Genomic DNA, 18294 nt, shown 5'->3' on the forward strand with positions numbered 1-18294 from the left:
AAATTGTGGGACAGCAATGGCCCAAAGGCTGGTTTTTTTATGCGCTTTGATTAAGCACCAATTTTGCGGTATTTCTGACGCTTAGCTGCCAGATCATCACCATATTTCTTACGGCGATACTCTTCAAACTCGGTATAGTTACCGGTGAAGAATTCTGGAGTTTCATCTTCAAATGACAGGATATGAGTCGCAATACGGTCCAGGAACCAGCGGTCATGCGATACCACCATCACACAGCCCGGGAAGACCAAAATCGCATCTTCTAACGCACGTAAAGTTTCTACGTCCAAGTCGTTTGATGGTTCATCGAGCAGGATAACGTTCGCACCTTGTTGCAGGATTTTCGCAAGTTGTAAACGGTTACGCTCACCACCTGACAATTCACCTACGCGTTTTTGCTGATCTTGGCCTTTAAAGTTAAAGCGTCCAATATAAGCACGAGATGCAATTTCATAATCACCCACTTTAAGGATATCCAGACCGCCAGACACTTCTTCCCAAACGGTTTTATTGTCATCCAGGGTGTCACGGATCTGACCCACATAAGCAACTTTTACAGAATCACCCAAAGTCACCGTACCGGTATCGGGTTGCTGTTCGCCAGTCATCATACGGAACAGTGTAGTTTTACCTGCACCATTTGGACCTACGATACCGACAATCGCTGTTGGTGGTACTGTGAAAGACAAGTCTTTATACAGCAGTTTGTCACCAAACGATTTGCTAATCCCTTCAACTTCAACCACCTTGTTGCCCAGACGCGGACCAGGTGGAATATAGATTTCAGATGTTTCGTTACGTTGCTGGAATTCACGAGAGTTAAGCTCTTCGAAACGCTCCATACGTGCTTTGTTTTTCTTCTGCTGGCCTTTCGCATTTGAACGAACCCATTCAAGTTCTTTTTTCAATGCTTTAGCAAAAGATTCTTCCTGCTTGTTCTCTTGTTCTAAACGCGCATTTTTCTGTTCCAACCAAGAAGAATAGTTACCTTGATAAGGAATACCATGTCCGCGGTCAAGCTCCAGAATCCACTCGGCCACGTTATCCAGGAAGTAACGGTCGTGTGTAATCGCCACGATAGTGCCCGGGAAATCTTTCAGGAAGCGTTCCAGCCAAGATACAGATTCTGCATCCAAGTGGTTAGTTGGTTCGTCGAGAAGCAGCATGTCTGGTTTAGACAGCAGTAAACGGCACAATGCAACACGACGGCGTTCACCACCTGAAAGCATGGTTACATCTGCATCCCATGCTGGCAGGTTCAATGCCGCAGCAGCCTGTTCCAGCTGGTTATTCAGGTTATGCGCATCCCAAGTCTGGATAATTGCTTCCAGTTTTTCCTGTTCTTTCGCCAAAGCATCGAAGTCTGCATCCGGATCTGCATAGTCTGCAAATACCTGATCAAGGCGTTCAAGTGCATCAAGTGCTTCACGTACGCCGTCTTCAACGTTGCCGCGAACGTCTTTGGTTGGATCAAGTGGTGGCTCTTGCTCGAGGTAACCGATTTTGATACCCGGTTGCGCACGTGCTTCACCAGAGAAATCTTTATCTACGCCCGCCATAATACGAAGCAAAGTAGATTTACCTGCACCGTTCAGACCAAGCACACCAATTTTTGCGCCTGGGAAAAATGATAAGGAGATATCCTTGAGGATTTCGCGCTTTGGCGGAACCATCTTGGACACTCGGTTCATCGTATAAATATATTGGGCCACGTAGGACTCCTCAATTGAAAAACCAAATGGGGAAGAAACAAACTTCCCCTGCTCAATCATGAGCGAAAAAATAATCGGCTATTATACGCAGAAAGTCTTCAAAACATAAGCCATTCACGTGAAGTTAATGCCTTGTTACAAGTTTAATCCTGTTTATTTTTCAAACAGTATTTCTGACGCCTAAACTTGCATTATTTTATTGATGCTATATCGTTAATTAAGATATTCATTTGAATAAATATGCACTTTTCTTCATATTTCAAGTGCTAATATTTGAGCAGTTTCATTACAGCTAAAAACACAAGAAGACCAACGATCATGACTCATAAAGCAGAAACTTTAGCGATTCACGCAGGCTATAGCCCGGAACCTACTACTAAAGCTGTAGCAGTGCCAATTTATCAAACCACCTCATATGCCTTTGACAATACTCAGCACGGTGCAGACCTGTTTGACCTGAAAGTTCAGGGCAATATTTATACCCGCATCATGAACCCTACCACAGCGGTGCTAGAACAACGTATTGCAGCTCTGGAAGGTGGTATTGGTGCGCTGGCTTTAGCTTCAGGTATGGCTGCGATTACCTATGCGATTCAGACCATTGCTGAAGCGGGTGACAATATTGCTTCGGTGTCTACTTTATATGGCGGCACTTATAACCTGTTTGCACATACCCTGCCTAAACAAGGGATCGAAGTTCGTTTCTTTGACTATCAAGATCCGGAAGCTCTACGTAATCTGATTGATGACAAAACCAAACTGGTTTTTGTGGAATCAATTGGAAACCCACTGGGCAATATTATTGACCTCGAAGCGATTTCCAAGATTGCCCATGAATATGGCGTACCAGTCATCGTTGATAATACGGTTGCCACCCCAGTCCTACAGAAATCTTTTGATTTCGGTGCCGACATCGTGGTGCATTCACTGACCAAATATATTGGTGGTCATGGGAATTCGATTGGCGGCATTATCGTGGATAGTGGCAAGTTCCCATGGGGGCAACATGCTGAACGTTTCCCTGCTCTGAATACACCTGATCCGAGTTATCATGGTGTGAATTATGTTGAAGCTTTAGGTGAAGCGGCGTATATCGCGCGTGCTCGCGTCGTACCTCTGCGTAATACAGGGGCAGCGATCAGCCCGCAAAATGTATTTTTAATTCTGCAAGGCTTGGAAACTTTGAGCCTGCGTATGGAACGTCATACTGAAAATGCGCTGAAGGTTGCAGAATATTTGCAACAGCATCTAAAAGTAAAATGGGTCAATTATGCCGGTCTGAAAGATCACCCGCAGCATGCTTTGGCACAAAAATATGTGAAAGGTAAACCATCTGCCATTCTGACTTTTGGTGTAGAAGGTGGCCGTGAAGGCGGTGCCCGTTTTATCGATGCCCTGCAACTGTTCACCCGTCTGGTCAATATTGGGGATGCTAAGAGTCTCGCCTGTCATCCTGCAACCACCACCCACCGCCAGCTTAATCCTGAAGAGCTCAAATCAGCAGGTGTGAGTGAAGATATGGTTCGTTTATCGATCGGAATTGAACATATTGATGACCTGATTGCGGATCTGGAACAATCTCTTGCAGCAGTTTAAGCGCCATTTTAAAGCAGAAAACTCCAGCAAAAATGCTGGAGTTTTTTTATTTATTTTTTGAATACAATCACTTGCTTTGTGATTTATTTTCATGATAAAAATCAATTGAAACGGTGAACACAAATAGAGCAATTACTCTAATTTTTATTTTATTTTCAATAGTTTAATGTATAGATTTTCTTAAATAATTAGTTATCATATTAGTACTCATCTTCGCTCTTATCTCTGTTAGAGCCATCTTTGATTTTTTAATAAAAATAATTTGAAGGCAGTCTTCAAATTAGGGATAACAAACGTGAAAACTAGACTACAGAAACAATTGGAAAAACGTATTGCAGGTAAAACTGTCCTTATTACAGGCGCATCCAGTGGTATAGGTTTAACGACGGCACATCAGCTGGCAGATGCTGGCGCACATGTTTTACTGGTCGCGCGTACCAAAGACACCCTAGAACAAGTAAAAAAAGAAATTGAATCCAAAGGCGGTAAAGCTTCGGTATTTCCATGTGATCTCAACAATATGGAATCCATTGATGAAGTGTCCAAACAGATTATTGCTTCAGTCGATCATATCGACATCCTGATTAACAATGCGGGCCGCTCGATTCGCCGTGCGGTGCATGAATCAGTAGATCGTTTTCATGATTTTGAACGTACCATGCAGCTAAATTATTTTGGTGCAGTACGTCTGGTGATGAATATCTTGCCGCAAATGATGATTCGCCGTGCAGGTCATATCATCAATATCAGCTCGATTGGTGTATTGGCGAATGCCACCCGCTTCTCGGCTTATGTCGCATCTAAAGCTGCACTGGATGCTTTCAGCCGCTGTCTATCTGCAGAAGTCCATTCACATAAAATTGCGATCACTTCGATTTATATGCCTTTGGTTCGTACGCCAATGATTGCACCAACCAAAATTTATAAATATGTGCCTACACTGTCTCCGGAACAGGCAGCCGAACTGATTGCTTATGCGATTGTGAAACGTCCGAAGAAAGTCGCAACCAATCTGGGACGTCTGGCTTCGATTACCTATGCGATTGCACCAGACATCAACAATGTCCTGATGTCGATCGGTTATAACCTGTTCCCAAGCTCTTCAGCATCAGTGGGTCAGCCACAAAAACTGAACTGGGTACAAAAGGCCTATGCGCGGATCTTCCCGGGCGAGCACTGGTAATTTCTTCACAAATTTTCTGGCCGCCTAAGGGCGGCTATTTTATTTCTACACTTTAGAGATTTAATCGCTCAGGTTTATAATCTGAATGCGCCTAACGACACATCCTGTCTTTTCAGGCACAGATTTTTGCCGCAAATGCGACGAGATCACGTACACTATGGACGGATATTTCCTATCCATCTTTTTATATTCTGATTCAATTAATGGAAACCCTTATGAACAACGTGCAATGGCTCGATGAAGTAAAATTTAACGAACAAGGTCTGATCCCTGCCATTGCCCAGCACCATCAAACTGGTCGTGTATTGATGGTCGCCTGGATGAACCGTGAAGCGCTGGCTTTAACTGCCGAAAAAAATCAGGCGGTATATTTCTCCCGTTCGCGCAACAAGTTATGGCATAAGGGCGAAGAATCTGGCCATTTCCAGACTGTGCATGAAATCCGTCTGGACTGTGATGCGGACGTGATTATTTTACAGATTGAACAGCATGGTGGTATTGCCTGCCATACCGGCCGTGAGTCATGTTTCTATCGTAAACTGACACCAAATGGCTGGGAAATTGTGGATGCACAAATCAAAGATCCTGCTGCAATTTACGGTGAAAAATCAACAAATCCACATACGCTTGCTATGGATGCCTCAACTGCTCAGTCTGAACAAGTTGAAGTATTGTCATACTTGGGCGAGATGATGGCAGAGCGTAAGAAAGCTGATCCGGAATCCTCTTATGTGGCCAAGCTGTACCATAAAGGTTTAAACAAGATTCTGGAAAAAGTCGGTGAAGAAAGCTTTGAAACCGTGATCGCGGCTAAAGATTTCAAAACTGAAGCCTCTGAAGACAACAAGAATGACCTGATCTATGAAGTAGCTGATCTGTGGTTTCATACCATTGTGATGCTCGGTTACTTCGACCTGGATCCGCAACTGGTCCTGAATGAACTGGCACGCCGTCAGGGTCTATCCGGTCTGGTTGAAAAAGCCAATCGCCAACATTAAATCGTGAATGAATCTACCTGTGTCTGATCTGCAAAAACCCAAAGCAACCTATGAGCAGGCCACTGCCATTGATAACGCACGTCTGGGAAAATCTTTTAAAGTCATTGCCTATGCGGGCACAGGTAAAACTACGACCCTGCAAATGATCAGTGATGCCATGCCAGAACGGCGCGGCATGTATCTGGCGTTTAATAAATCGATTGCTTCTGAAGCACAGAATAAATTTCATCGTGGTGTGGACTGCCGAACGTTTCACTCCCTGGCTTTTCGCAGTGTTCCACGTGGAGTCACGGATAAGCTACGCCTACCGCGTTTAAGTCCAAGCTTTATTGCCAAGGAATATCGTCTTGAGCCCATGACCTTGCGCCGGATGATGGGCGGACGTTATGAAAAATATGTGCTGATGCCTTCGCGTCTGGCCAGTCTGGTTGCGAACGCAGTCGGCTATTTCTGCTCGACCAGTTCGCAATATCCCGCCCCGCGACATATTCAGGCACCGAGCTGGCTACACCCAGATGATATTGAAGCATTGCAAAAGAAACTTTATCCAGCAGTTGAACGGCGTTGGTTAGAGTCAATTGATCCCAATCATCAGGCCGGGATTGGGCATGATATTTACCTGAAACTTTGGGCATTGTCTGAGCCCAATATTCCTGCCGACTATGTGCTGTTTGATGAAGCACAGGATGCCGACCCACTGATGCTGGGAATTTTGCTGAAACAGCGTAGCACTCAGGTCATCTATGTCGGCGATGCGCATCAGCAGATTTATGCCTGGCGTGGCGCAGTGAATGCCATGCAGCAGCTGCCGCTACCCGAATCTCGTCTGACCACTTCATTCCGTTTCGGGCCTGAAATTGCGTTAAATGCCAATGCGATTTTGGGAGCATTGAATGAAACCGTGCCCCTACTCGGTAATCCGCACTTAAACTCCAAAGTCGTCAATAAACCGCACACTAAATTACGCGATGCGATTCTATGCCGGACCAATGCGCGTGCTATGGAACTATTACTTGCCGGTTTAGTACGTGGCGATAAAGTCAGCCTGCAAGCGGATCATGTCAAACTGAACCGTTTTGTTGATGCCGCTGCGATGCTGAAACAGGGCAAGCGTGTAGTTGATGTGCCTGAACTGGCCTGGTTTAACTCATGGCATGATGTACACGAATACTGTGAGACCAATGAAGGCAGTGATATCAAGCCTTTAGTCAAACTGGTCGATGAACATGGTACTGATCCCCTGAAAACTGCCCTCGCCAAAATCACCCCAATCGGGCAAGCGGACTACATCATCTCTACCGCACATAAGGCCAAAGGTCTGGAATGGGATCGCGTTCATATTGAAGATGACTACCAGTTCAAGCTGAATGAGAAAGACCATAAAATTAGTGACGAAGAGTTACGTCTGCTGTACGTGGCCTGTACTCGTGCTAAAGTAAGCTTAAATATTCATCACATTTATGACCTCATTCAACAACTGAAAATCAGGATGCCACAGTCACTGCGCCAAGCCGTCGGCTAAGGTAAAACATAGATGTAAAAATCACGCTACAGGTGATCCATGCACATCGAAAAAATACAACTCAAACATGCTCTGCACTTTTCTAATATCCAGCTCGATTTTGATCTGCAAAAATCACCTGTGACTTTAATTCTGGGTGATCAGGGTTCGGGTAAAACCACCTTGCTGCGCTTAAGTTATCAGGCTTTGACCTGGTTTTCTGCACGTTTTCGTGACTTGCGTACCGCAGGTTTAAGTATGCTGGATCAGGATATCCTGCAAAACCGCCTGCAATCCAAAATTGATATTCTGGTGCGTTTTCCTGATGATTTGGGATCATTGCCTGAATCGGCACAGGGAGAAGCGGCCCCTGCCCAATCCTGTTCTTGGCAGTTATACAAAACTTTAAATAGTCAGGGCATTGGCTTTGCCAAAGCAGAGACCCAGCAACTCGATACCATGGTGAGTCTCTATCAAAAGGCAAGACAACATGACCCTTTGCTCGGTCTGCCTATGGTTGCCTACTATCCGGCTGAACGCTTCGTCAATGAAATCAATTTACTCAGCAAAAATAATCAGGCCATTTTTCAGACTGCGCATGCCTATGAAATTACCGCCATTCCCTTTACGACTTTTGCACGTTTCTTTGAATGGTTTCGTGAAATCAGTGATATTGAAAATGCACAAAGTGCCAAGATCATTGACCAGATTCTAGATCAGGCGCTACAGCAATCGGATGATATACAGGCAGATCAGCTGGCCCAGCAAATTGAAAAAGCCAAAGCGCATATGCATACACCGAGCCTGACTGCCTTGCGTGAAGCTTTATCAATTGTACTGCCGGAACTTAGCCAGATTTATCTGGACTATCAGCCCAAACTGCAATTCATGGTGCGTTATCAGGATCACACCTTTAGCTTTCAGCAGTTGTCGAGCAGCATCCGGAACTGGATTGCGCTGGTGGGAGATGTTGTACGGCGCCTTTGTCTGCTTAATCCGCACAGTTTATTTCCCTGTCAGGAAGGTACTGGCATTTTGCTGATTGATGAAATTGATCATCAACTGGATCAGGACATGGCTGCCATCATTTTACCGCGTCTGCATCAGGCGTTTCCTAACTTGCAGATTATTGTGACCGGAAACCGACCGGAATTGCTGGAACAGGCGCAGAATTTTCAGTGTCTAAAACTGGAAAATAAACAGCTGCACCCCATCCATCTGAATCCAATGCAGGTTCATTATGATCATTTCTATGCAGAGTTGCCGCTTGAGATTAGCCAAAATCATTCAGATATAGAAAAAGTTGAAGATGCACTTCAGGAACCAGAAACAGTCAACCTGACGGCTCAATCTGTTTTGCAACTGATTCAGGATCAGTTAAGCACAGAACAGCAGCAAGAACTTTTACAACTGTTGAGTCAGGATAATTCACAAAGCCTGCCTCAATCTTCTTAAATAGTGCTGAAACGATAATGCAATTTAAAAATTAAAATCAGGATGCAAGAATAGGTTTTGATTTTCTGCATTCCTGATCAAGAAGTTATAAATTTTTATCAATAAATGCAGGGAGTTTGATCTTTATTTTCGGTCAAATTTGTACGAGATGTTCAAGCATGCACCCCATATCAAAACCAAGCTTACGTATAATCTACAAGTTCTACATAAAAACATTGATGTTGTGGTTATCCTGTAATATGATCGGTTTTACTTGCAATTTTCGTTGTAAAATCGGAATTTGCTATCGTTTATAAGTTGCGCAATACAACTGTTTTATTCTGTTTGAATATCATTCTGGCTTTCAAGATCGAGAAGTTTTGGGTCGCTCTTTGCGGTCCTGTAATCCTTGAAAGATAAAGATTCACCCTAGGTTGACCTTAACCTATATCACGACAATGGATACGAGTGTGCTGCCAATTATTATATTGTTACCGTTAGTATTAGGCACAACCCTTGTCTCGTGGCTGAAGCAATTTTCACGCGGGGTAACGGCTTTAGGAGCAATTGCCGTCAGCCTCAGCAGTTTCTTATTACTGTTGAGTCAGGCGCCTGCTGTATTTAATGGAACGGTAATTACCCAGACCTGGTCCTGGCTACCTCAGCTTGGAATCGATTTCAGTTTCCGGCTGGATGCTTTGGGCATGCTGTTTGCTCTGCTGATTAGTGGGATTGGTACCCTGATTTATATCTATGCCTATTACTATCTCAGCCCTAAAAACTCCCTGAGTAAACTGTATTTCCTGCTGATGCTGTTTATGGCAGCGATGCTCGGCATTTCATTGTCTAATAATCTTCTGATTCTCCTGATCTTTTGGGAACTCACCAGTATTTCTTCCTTCCTGCTGGTCGGTTACTGGAGCAATTATGAAGCGGCTCAACGCGGCTCACGCATGGCTCTGACCATTACCGGGATGGGCGGCTTATCTATGCTGGGTGGTTTTATTCTGCTCGGACAGATGACGGGTACCTATCAGATTGACCAGATTCTGATGATGGGTGAACAGATTCAGGCGCATGCTCTATTTGTACCGACATTATTATTAATTTTACTCGGTGCTTTTACCAAAAGTGCGCAGTTCCCGTTTCACTTCTGGTTACCAAATGCCATGGCTGCACCGACGCCGGTGTCTGCCTATCTGCACTCTGCAACTATGGTTAAAGCAGGCCTGTTTTTAGTTGCACGTTTATTGCCGATTTTTGCAGGCGCGGCACTGTTCCATAATATTGTTACTTTTATCGGGTTATTTACCCTGTGTGTGGCAGCGTTCTTTGCCATCTTTAAAGAAGATCTGAAAGGTCTGTTGGCCTATTCAACTATTAGCCATTTAGGCCTGATCATGTGTCTGCTGGGTATTGGCTCACCACTGGCGGTCGCAGCAGCAATTTTCCATATCATCAACCATGCAACCTTTAAAGCTGCCTTGTTCATGATTGCCGGGATCATTGATCATGAATCCGGTACTCGTGATCTGCGAAAATTGTCTGGTCTTTGGCAAATGCTGCCTTTCACCGCAACACTGACCATGATCACCGCCGCCTCCATGGCTGGTATTCCATTCACCAATGGTTTCTTGTCCAAAGAGATGTTCTTTACCGAACTGGTCGCAAACTTAAGTGGCCCAGTCCTGGTGGGTGCAGCCATTGCAGGAACATTGGCCGGGATTTTCGCTGTCGCCTATTCAATTCGTCTGGTACATGGCGTATTTTTTGATGGTCCATTAGGCCAGCAAGTCCCAAATAAGGATGCGCATGAGCCGCCATTTGGTATGCGTGCACCGGCTATTTTACTGGCTTTCCTGTGTATCGCAGTTGGTTTGTTACCAGGATTACTGGTCGAAAAGATTGTAAATAGCACTACACAAGCGTCAACCCAGAATTTCGCCTTTGAAGGTACTCACCTCGCCCTTTGGCACGGTATTAATCTGCCTTTGGTGATGAGTATTATTGCGATATTCGGCGGTGCAATTTTCTATTTTGCACTGGCCAAAGGCGGTGCAATTCGGGAAATTGATCTGGATCCAAAACTCGGCAAATTGCAGGGTCGTGTACTGTTTGATCTGTTCCTGAAAAATCTATTACTGAATTCAAGACGTTTCCGCCGTGCGACTGAAAATGGCAAACTGCAAAGTTATATTTTGTGGATTGTGCTGTTTACGATTGGCCTGGTGGGCTATCCACTTGTAGTCAATGGGATCGACACCGGTAGCCGCGAACTGACCCATGCTCCAGTGCTTGCCATCGTTCTATGGTTATTACTGTTCTCTGCCTGCTGGATGATGCTGTGGTTCCATCATGAACGGATTAAAGCCATCCTGATCAGCGGTGCAGTCGGTCTGGTAGTTACCATGGTTTTCATTGGTTTTTCGGCACCCGATCTGGCTTTGACCCAGATTACAGTCGATGTAGTAACGACGGTTCTGCTACTAATGAGCCTGTCACTCCTGCCACAACTCACACCTTATGAATCCAGCCCGACCCGACGCTGGCGAGATGCAGTGATTGCGGTCTGCGGGGGTCTAGGAATTGCAACGGTTGCTTGGCTAGTTATGACACGTGACCATAATTCAATTTCCTGGTTCTTCATCCAACAATCGATTCCGCTTGGTGGCGGTACAAACGTCGTCAACGTAATTCTGGTCGATTTCCGTGGTTTCGATACCTTCGGCGAGATTACCGTACTTGGGATTGCTGCCATTGGGGTACTGAGTCTAATGGACGGTATGCGTGCTCATGGCACCACTATTACCCAAGGCCTGACTTACCGTTTTAACCCCTCCCCTTTGATGCTACGAATTACTGCATCATGGATTTTACCGGTAGCACTGGTGGTGAGTCTGTATATCTTTATGCGCGGCCATAATCTTCCGGGTGGCGGTTTTATTGCCGGTCTGGTCACCTCATTGGCCTTGATCATTCAATACGTTGCCATTGGTCAGGATCATGCAGAAAAAATGCTGGGAGCTAAATCTGGACGTCTCTATGAAATCTGGATTGGTATCGGTCTGACTATTGCAGGCCTAACCGGTATCGCAGCCTGGTTCTGGTCACGTCCATTCCTGACCAGTGCCCATATTCATGTCCATCCGCCATTACTTGGCGATATGCATCTGGCTTCTGCCGCGCTATTTGATGTCGGTGTCTATGTCACCGTAGTCGGGGCGACCATGTTGATGATTTCCGTTCTGGGTGACTCCCGTCACTCAAGTATGACTGGCCCAGTACCAAGAGGATAATAGAATGATTAGTTTAGAACTTTTATTAGCCTCAGCAATTGGCCTACTCACTGCCACCGGGATCTATCTGATTCTGCGAGCACGTACCTTTCCGGTCGTCCTTGGGCTGGCCATGATTGGTTATGCAGTGAACCTGTTTTTATTTGCCATGGGCCGTATTCAGATGAATTCGCCTGCAGTGCTCACCGAAGCCACGCAGGTCACCGATCCTTTACCTCAGGCGTTAGTGCTGACCGCCATTGTAATCGGTTTTGCTACCACCGCCTTTATTGTACAGCTGGCCTTACGTAGCCGTTATGAATCAGGAACAGACCACGTTGATTCCAAAGAAGAGATACCGCAACATGACCCACGTGAGGATGAGCCGTAATGACTGATCTTCTCAACTTCTTGAATCAACACACCCCTATTTTCAGTATTCTTTTACCGGCGTTTACTGCCTTTATTTTAGTACTGTTAGGTAACCCAGGTTCCGGTTCTCTGATTACCGACTGGCGTCAGCCTTGGCGTCGTGGCGTGAGTCATATTTCGACCCTATTGGGTTTGATTATGGCGATTGGCTATCTGATCAATAGCAGCCAAGGGCAAATTAGTGTCTACACTTTAAGTGAATGGGCCGCCCCTTTTGGTATTGTGCTGGTCCTGGACCAGCTCTCTGCCTTGATGCTGGTACTGACCTATACACTCGCTTTGCCAATCGTTTGGTATGCCAGCAGAGAATGGGATATTCGCGGGCGTTATTTCCATGCCATGGTCCATTTTCTATTAATGGGGCTTAGTGGTGCCTTCCTGACCGGTGACTTGTTTAACCTGTTCGTGTTCTTCGAGATCCTGTTAATGGCATCCTATGTCCTGCTTTTGCATGGGCAAGGCAAGGCACGCTTTCAGCTCGGTGTGCATTATGTGGCTATTAACCTGCTTGCTTCTGCCATGTTCCTGATCGGACTCGGGATGATTTATGGCAGTGTCGGCAGTCTGAATATGGCTGATGTTGCCCGCCTAATGCCAACTTTGGCAGGAGATGAGCATAAGCTGGCCGTTGCGGGCGGACTGATGCTATTTGTGGTGTTCGGGATCAAGGCAGCCATGTTACCGGTAGGCCTGTGGCTTCCTAAAACGTATGCTGTGGCAACTACTCCGGTGGCTGCCCTGTTTACCATCATGACCAAAGTCGGGATCTACGCGATTATCCGGGTCAATGGTACTGTATTTGATGATGAATACAGTCATCAGATCCTGATGAACTGTCTGCTGATAATTGGGGTGATTACCTCACTGTATGGCGCATTTGGTGCAATTGGAACTGAACGTCTACGTCGTTTTGTCGGCTTTATGATCCTGTCTTCAGTCGGGACTATTCTTATTGCGATTGCCATGAACAGCACCCAGGCTTGGGCAGGTGCCTTGTACTATATGGTGCACAGTACCCTGATTGGCGCAGCCTTTTATATCCTGTGTGGCTGGATTACCTCACAGCGTGGCGAGTTTAAAGACCATTTTAAAATTGCCCCACAGATGAAACAGAATAAGCTGGTTTCCATTGTATATTTCATCATTGCCTTGATGATGGCCGGCTTGCCGCCTTTCAGTGGCTTCTTCGGTAAAGTGTTTATCCTGCAAGCTTCAGGACAGTCTGAGCATCAAATGCTGATTATCTTCACGGTTCTACTGGTCAGCTTACTGAGTATTCTGGCTTTTACCCGGGTCGGTTTTATTCTGTTCTGGCGTTCAAGCCGACCGGAACAGGATGAAAATTCTGAAGAATTCAGCAAATATGAAGCCTTACCAAGCAAGGCACCAGCACGAAATGACCGGGTCATTTATCTATTATTGCTCAGTCTGACAGCCTACGTTGTTTTTGCTGCACCGATTTATCAATATAATTATCAGACCGCAGCACAGATTAAGACCAATCCGATTTATGAAGCAGCATTATTAAAACGTGATGCTGAAGGTAAGTTCATCAGTGTACAGCCATTTGATCCGGGTTATTTACCAGAAACTAAATACGGTGGTGAAACGCCTGATCCAAATGCACATCTGATTCCTTATGTCATTTCAGAAAACACCTTAAATGGCGATCATATTTCTGAATTTAAACAGCGTCAGATTGATAAACAGTATATTGAACAGAACAAATACGACGACAATCAACTTAAACCGGCGGAGGGACTTTAATGGCTGAATCATTACTTCAACGCTGGTTCCCTCATCCTTTCGTGTCAGTAATTGTGGCGATGAGCTGGGTCATGCTGGCCCATAATATGGAAGCCGGCACACTCCTTATGGCAATATTTCTGGCCATCTTGATTCCGCGAATGGTCGCTCCTTTTATTGATTACACACCGAATATCCGATGGATCCCGGCGATGCGCTTATTCTGGGTCGTTGTTTGGGACATCATTGTCGCCAATATTAAAGTCGCGATTCTGGTGCTAGGGCCAACTAAAAATCTGCATCCAAAATGGTTTCGTGTTCCTCTAGATACCGAGCATGAAGAAGTAAATACGTTGCTGGCAATGATTATTACCACAACACCAGGTACAGTCTCTGCGGGGATTGATCAGGATCGTGGCGATATTCTGGTGCATGCCTTAAGCACGGATGATGAAGAGGCCGAAATTGAAACTATTAAACAGCGCTATGAACAACCATTGATTAAAATTTTTAGCGCACAATCAGGAGCTGAAGCATGACCATTCTGCCATATGCATTGCTGATTTGTCTGGGTGCTGTCACGATCTCCATGTTACTGTGTCTGATCCGGCTGGTTATGGGCCCATCAATCGTTGACCGTCTGCTGGCACTGGATACCCTATTTTTAAATGCAACCTGTCTGGTGGTGATTCTGGGAATCTACTGGAGCAGCACTTTCATGTTTGAAGGTGCCCTACTGGTGGCCATGCTGGGCTTTGTTTCTACCGCTGCCCTTGCCCGCTATTTCACCACCGGCCATGTCATCGACTAGGAGTTTTTAAATGCCTTTGATTTTAGAAATACTAGTTTCGATTTTTTTATTGATTGGTGCTTTCTTTATGCTGGTGGGTGGTATTGGGATGATACGTCTACCCGACCTGTTTATGCGTCTGCATGCACCGACTAAATCCAGTACCCTAGGCTTAGGAAGCTTTCTGATTGCTTCTATTATTTTTTCGGCTATCTATGGTCGTTTAGGTTTTGCTGAAGTACTGATTACCCTGTTTGCCTTCATTACTGCACCGGTATCTGCCAACCTGATGGCGCAAGCGGCCTTGCATTTACGTTTGCGCTCGATGAGTGGTGAAGTGCCAGAAACACTAGAACGTCCATTGCCTTGGCAGAAAACCCGCCGTCGTGCATTTTATGAAAAGAAAATGAATGACCAGGATTCAAAGTAATAGTTAGCCAGTTCTACTTAAAAGTTCAACCATAAAAAAGCCACCCTAAGGTGGCTTTTTTATTGCGCTTTATAAAAGCTTATTCTTCATCTTTCTTGTCTTCAGCAGGAGGTAAATCCTTCACTGCTTCAGCAATCAGACCAAACATATAGTTACCATATGCATTGGTTTTGTCGTAATGGAAACGTAGACGAGGTGTAATACGTGTCTTGATTCGACGGCTCAGTTCATGGCGCAGGAACCCTGATGCCTTATTCAGGACATCGAGTGTTTCTTTATTAGCGGCTTCACTTTGCTCATCACCAAGTTCACGACCCATTACTGTGACATAAACTTCTGCATATCCTAAGTCTGGGCTCACCTTCACGGCTGAGATGGTCACCAGACCACCCAGACGTGGATCTTTCAGCTCCTGACGAATCAGTTCAGACAACTCGCGTTGTACCGTATCCGCCATACGCTTCAGACGTTGACTACCCGCCATTAAAGACTCCGTTTAATCAATTGCACATCATACACTTCGATTTTATCGAGAGGTTTGATGTCTTTATAGCCTTTCACCGCAAGACCACATTCCATACCGGCACGAACTTCTTCCACCACTTCTTTATAGCGACGAAGAGATTCTAGCTCGCCCTGGAAGATCACCACGTCATCACGTAATACGCGAATCGGTTTGTTACGGTGTAATACGCCTTCAAGTACCATACAGCCTGCTGCAGCACCAAATTTGCTTGAATGGAACACTTCACGTACTTGAGCAACACCCAAGATGGTTTCACGGTGTTCAGGAGCAAGCTTACCGCTCATCGCTGCTTTCACGTCATCAATCAATTGATAGATCACTGAGTAGTAACGAATGTCGATACTGTCTGCATCTGCTTTTTGACGTGCAGTATTGTCGGCACGTACGTTAAAGCCAAGAAGAACCGCTTCTGAAGATTCAGCAAGTGTGACGTCAGATTCAGTAATCGCACCAACACCAGAACCGATGATACGTACTTTTACTTCATCCGTTGAAAGCTCAGCCAATGCAACATGCAGCGCTTCCAATGTACCGCGTACATCAGTTTTTAATACCACATTGACGATCGGCACATCTTTTTTGCCCATAGACGCCATGATGTTTTCAAGACGCATTGCAGATTGACGTTCAAGACGTTTTTGACGTTCACGATCCATACGCGCATCGGCAACTTCACGTGCTTTCTTCTCGTCATTCACAACAAGAACTTCGTCACCTGCCATCGGCGCTTCTGGAAGACCCAGAATTTCAACTGGAATCGAAGGACCTGCAGACTTGATACGTTTACCGTTTTCATCGGTCATGGCACGAACGCGGCCATAAGATGAACCAGCAAGTACCAGGTCACCCACTTTCAGCGTACCGTTTTGAACCAGAATAGAAGTCACTGCACCGCGGCCTTTATCAACACGCGCTTCAATCACAACACCTTGTGCCGCACCTTCTTCAGACGCCTTCAATTCAAGCAATTCAGACTGAATTAAAATCAGGTCAAGAAGTTCATCAATACCGGCACCAGTATGTGCAGATACTTTCGCTACAGGAACGTCACCGCCCCATTCTTCAGGTACGATTTCTTTGGTGGTCAATTCGTTCAATACACGATCTGGATCAGCTGAGTCTTTATCCATCTTGTTGATTGCAACAATGATCGGTGTACCCGCTGCACGTGCGTGATCGATTGCCTCTGCAGTTTGTGGCATCACGCCATCATCTGCTGCAACAACCAGAACTACGATATCAGTCGCTTTGGCACCACGTGAACGCATTGCAGTAAACGCTGCGTGTCCCGGAGTATCAAGGAATGTGATAATACCTTTATCCGTGGTTACATGGTAAGCACCGATATGCTGGGTAATACCCCCTGCTTCGCCTTGCGCCACTTTAGCACGACGAATACGGTCCAGAAGCGATGTTTTACCATGGTCAACGTGACCCATGATAGTCACAACTGGCGCACGAGTAGTTTGCGCACCACGTGCTTCTTCAGCCTGTTCAAGCAGGTTATCTTCGACTGCAGTTTCAGAAACCAGTACCGGGTTATGACCCATTTCTTCAACCACAAGTGCCGCGATTTCCTGATCGATTGCCTGGTTTTGAGTAACCAGTTCACCCATTTTCATCAGTGACTTGATGACTTCACGAACCTTAACCGCCATTTTCGCAGCAAGGTCAGCAACGACAATCGTTTCACCGATTTCAACGTCATAAACCTGTTTTTTCACTGGCTTTTCAAAACCATGCTTGTTCGCTTGGCTAGATTTCAAACCACGTTTGTGTGAGTTATCACGGAAAGACTGCTCTTCACCACGACGACCACCTTTTTTCGGTGAACGTGTATTTGAAGTGTTAGTACCACGTTTAATTTCGCGGTCTTCTTTCGCAAATGAATCTTCATATGCCTGGCCAACCAGACCAGCAGCAAGTGGAGAATCATCAATCACACGAATAGTTGCAGTGGTATCTTCAGAAGAATATTTCGACGCCATCTTGCGCATTTGCTCAAGGGTGCGTTGTTGTGCTTCTTCAGCTGCCTTACGACGTGCTGCTTCTTCAGCTGCTTTTAATTGAGCGGCTTGAGCTTCACGCGCTTTTTTCTGTTCTGCTGTTTCAACTTGTTTAACCGCTGCTTTCACAATCGGTTTATTAGTTGATTTGCGTTTTACCACAACAGCTGCTTTAGGTGTTTCCTGTTTCTCAGTTTCTTGTTTCTGAGCTGCACGCATTGCTTCTAGGGCTTTGCTTGCATTGTTTGTACCTGATTCAGGTGCATCAGCAGGTTTTTTAGCTGGTGCTGACTTCTGTTCAGCTTCTGCTTTCGCTTGCTGTTCAGCTTGAGCCTTCGCTAAAGCTTCTGCTTTAATTTGTTCCGGGTCTGGCTTAACGAATGTATGTTTCTTGCGAACTTCTACATTAATCGTTTTCGCCTTACCTGAAGTACTTGCCACTTTAGCAGTACTGGTCGTTTTACGTTTCAACGTGATTTGTCCTGCATGGCCATCAGAACCTTGTGTCTTTTTCACATGATTCATTAAGCGATCTTGTTGTTCGGTGGTAATAATATCGTCAGCTTTACGCTGTGGTAAACCTGCCTCACGAACCTGCTCTAGGAGCTTATCAACATGGCGACCCACGCTGAGTGCTAACTCTTTAATCGACTTGTCCGTCATAT

General features: G+C 45.5%; 14 protein-coding genes. 11 read left to right on the forward strand and 3 right to left on the reverse strand.

Annotated features, from left to right (window positions below; all coding sequences use genetic code 11):
• Positions 1-50 precede the first annotated feature (50 nt).
• Positions 51-1712 carry an energy-dependent translational throttle protein EttA gene (gene ettA, locus B3Q46_RS00060; protein ID WP_005233568.1) on the reverse strand — a complete coding sequence of 554 codons (1662 nt, stop codon included), beginning with the start codon at positions 1710-1712 and terminating at the stop codon, positions 51-53.
• Between the two features lie 318 nt (positions 1713-2030).
• Between ettA and B3Q46_RS00065 the strand changes: the two genes are divergently transcribed.
• The 11 genes from B3Q46_RS00065 to B3Q46_RS00115 all read left to right on the forward strand — a co-directional run bounded on the left by B3Q46_RS00065 (position 2031) and on the right by B3Q46_RS00115 (position 15097).
• The gene (locus tag B3Q46_RS00065; protein ID WP_286712687.1) at positions 2031-3308 is read left to right on the forward strand and encodes an O-acetylhomoserine aminocarboxypropyltransferase/cysteine synthase family protein; all 1278 of its coding nucleotides are present in this window, start codon (positions 2031-2033) and stop codon (positions 3306-3308) included.
• A gap of 295 nt (positions 3309-3603) precedes the next feature.
• Entirely contained in the window at positions 3604-4491 is an 888-nt protein-coding gene (locus B3Q46_RS00070; protein WP_166136366.1) for an SDR family NAD(P)-dependent oxidoreductase, read from the forward strand.
• Between the two features lie 215 nt (positions 4492-4706).
• A complete protein-coding gene (gene hisIE / locus B3Q46_RS00075; RefSeq protein ID WP_286712690.1) occupies positions 4707-5489 on the forward strand; it encodes a bifunctional phosphoribosyl-AMP cyclohydrolase/phosphoribosyl-ATP diphosphatase HisIE in 783 nt (260 codons plus the stop codon).
• Positions 5490-5508: 19 nt separating this feature from the next.
• On the forward strand, positions 5509-7011 hold the full coding sequence (locus tag B3Q46_RS00080; RefSeq protein WP_034590271.1) for an AAA family ATPase: 1503 nt from the start codon (positions 5509-5511) through the stop codon (positions 7009-7011).
• A 39-nt stretch (positions 7012-7050) separates the two neighbouring features.
• Positions 7051-8445, forward strand: coding sequence for an AAA family ATPase (locus B3Q46_RS00085; RefSeq protein ID WP_286712693.1), 1395 nt, complete (start codon positions 7051-7053; stop codon positions 8443-8445).
• A gap of 437 nt (positions 8446-8882) precedes the next feature.
• Positions 8883-11720 carry a monovalent cation/H+ antiporter subunit A gene (locus tag B3Q46_RS00090; protein WP_286712695.1) on the forward strand — a complete coding sequence of 946 codons (2838 nt, stop codon included), beginning with the start codon at positions 8883-8885 and terminating at the stop codon, positions 11718-11720.
• A gap of 4 nt (positions 11721-11724) precedes the next feature.
• Positions 11725-12090: a Na+/H+ antiporter subunit C gene (locus B3Q46_RS00095; RefSeq protein ID WP_004787185.1), complete on the forward strand. Its 366-nt coding sequence runs from the start codon at positions 11725-11727 to the stop codon at positions 12088-12090.
• Entirely contained in the window at positions 12090-13898 is a 1809-nt protein-coding gene (locus B3Q46_RS00100) for a monovalent cation/H+ antiporter subunit D (RefSeq protein ID WP_286712698.1), read from the forward strand. Before B3Q46_RS00095 ends, B3Q46_RS00100 begins: the two co-directional genes overlap by 1 nt.
• Complete coding sequence (locus B3Q46_RS00105; protein WP_125278899.1) at positions 13898-14416, forward strand: Na+/H+ antiporter subunit E; 519 nt, start codon at positions 13898-13900, stop codon at positions 14414-14416. Before B3Q46_RS00100 ends, B3Q46_RS00105 begins: the two co-directional genes overlap by 1 nt.
• A complete protein-coding gene (locus B3Q46_RS00110) occupies positions 14413-14688 on the forward strand; it encodes a monovalent cation/H+ antiporter subunit F (RefSeq protein WP_004787192.1) in 276 nt (91 codons plus the stop codon). Before B3Q46_RS00105 ends, B3Q46_RS00110 begins: the two co-directional genes overlap by 4 nt.
• A gap of 10 nt (positions 14689-14698) precedes the next feature.
• Entirely contained in the window at positions 14699-15097 is a 399-nt protein-coding gene (locus B3Q46_RS00115) for a Na+/H+ antiporter subunit G (protein ID WP_005233541.1), read from the forward strand.
• 79 nt (positions 15098-15176) lie between these two features.
• Here the strand turns inward: B3Q46_RS00115 and B3Q46_RS00120 are convergent, their stop codons facing one another.
• Together B3Q46_RS00120 and infB are read right to left on the reverse strand one after the other, a co-directional pair.
• On the reverse strand, positions 15177-15581 hold the full coding sequence (locus B3Q46_RS00120) for a ribosome-binding factor A (RefSeq protein ID WP_004810065.1): 405 nt from the start codon (positions 15579-15581) through the stop codon (positions 15177-15179).
• Positions 15581-18292 carry a translation initiation factor IF-2 gene (gene infB, locus B3Q46_RS00125; protein ID WP_286712705.1) on the reverse strand — a complete coding sequence of 904 codons (2712 nt, stop codon included), beginning with the start codon at positions 18290-18292 and terminating at the stop codon, positions 15581-15583. The genes B3Q46_RS00120 and infB overlap by 1 nt, the downstream gene beginning before the upstream one ends.
• Between the last annotated feature and the right edge of the window lie 2 nt (positions 18293-18294).

It is taken from the genome of Acinetobacter sp. UBA2581 (genome assembly GCF_002339435.1).
Lineage (GTDB): Bacteria > Pseudomonadota > Gammaproteobacteria > Pseudomonadales > Moraxellaceae > Acinetobacter > Acinetobacter variabilis.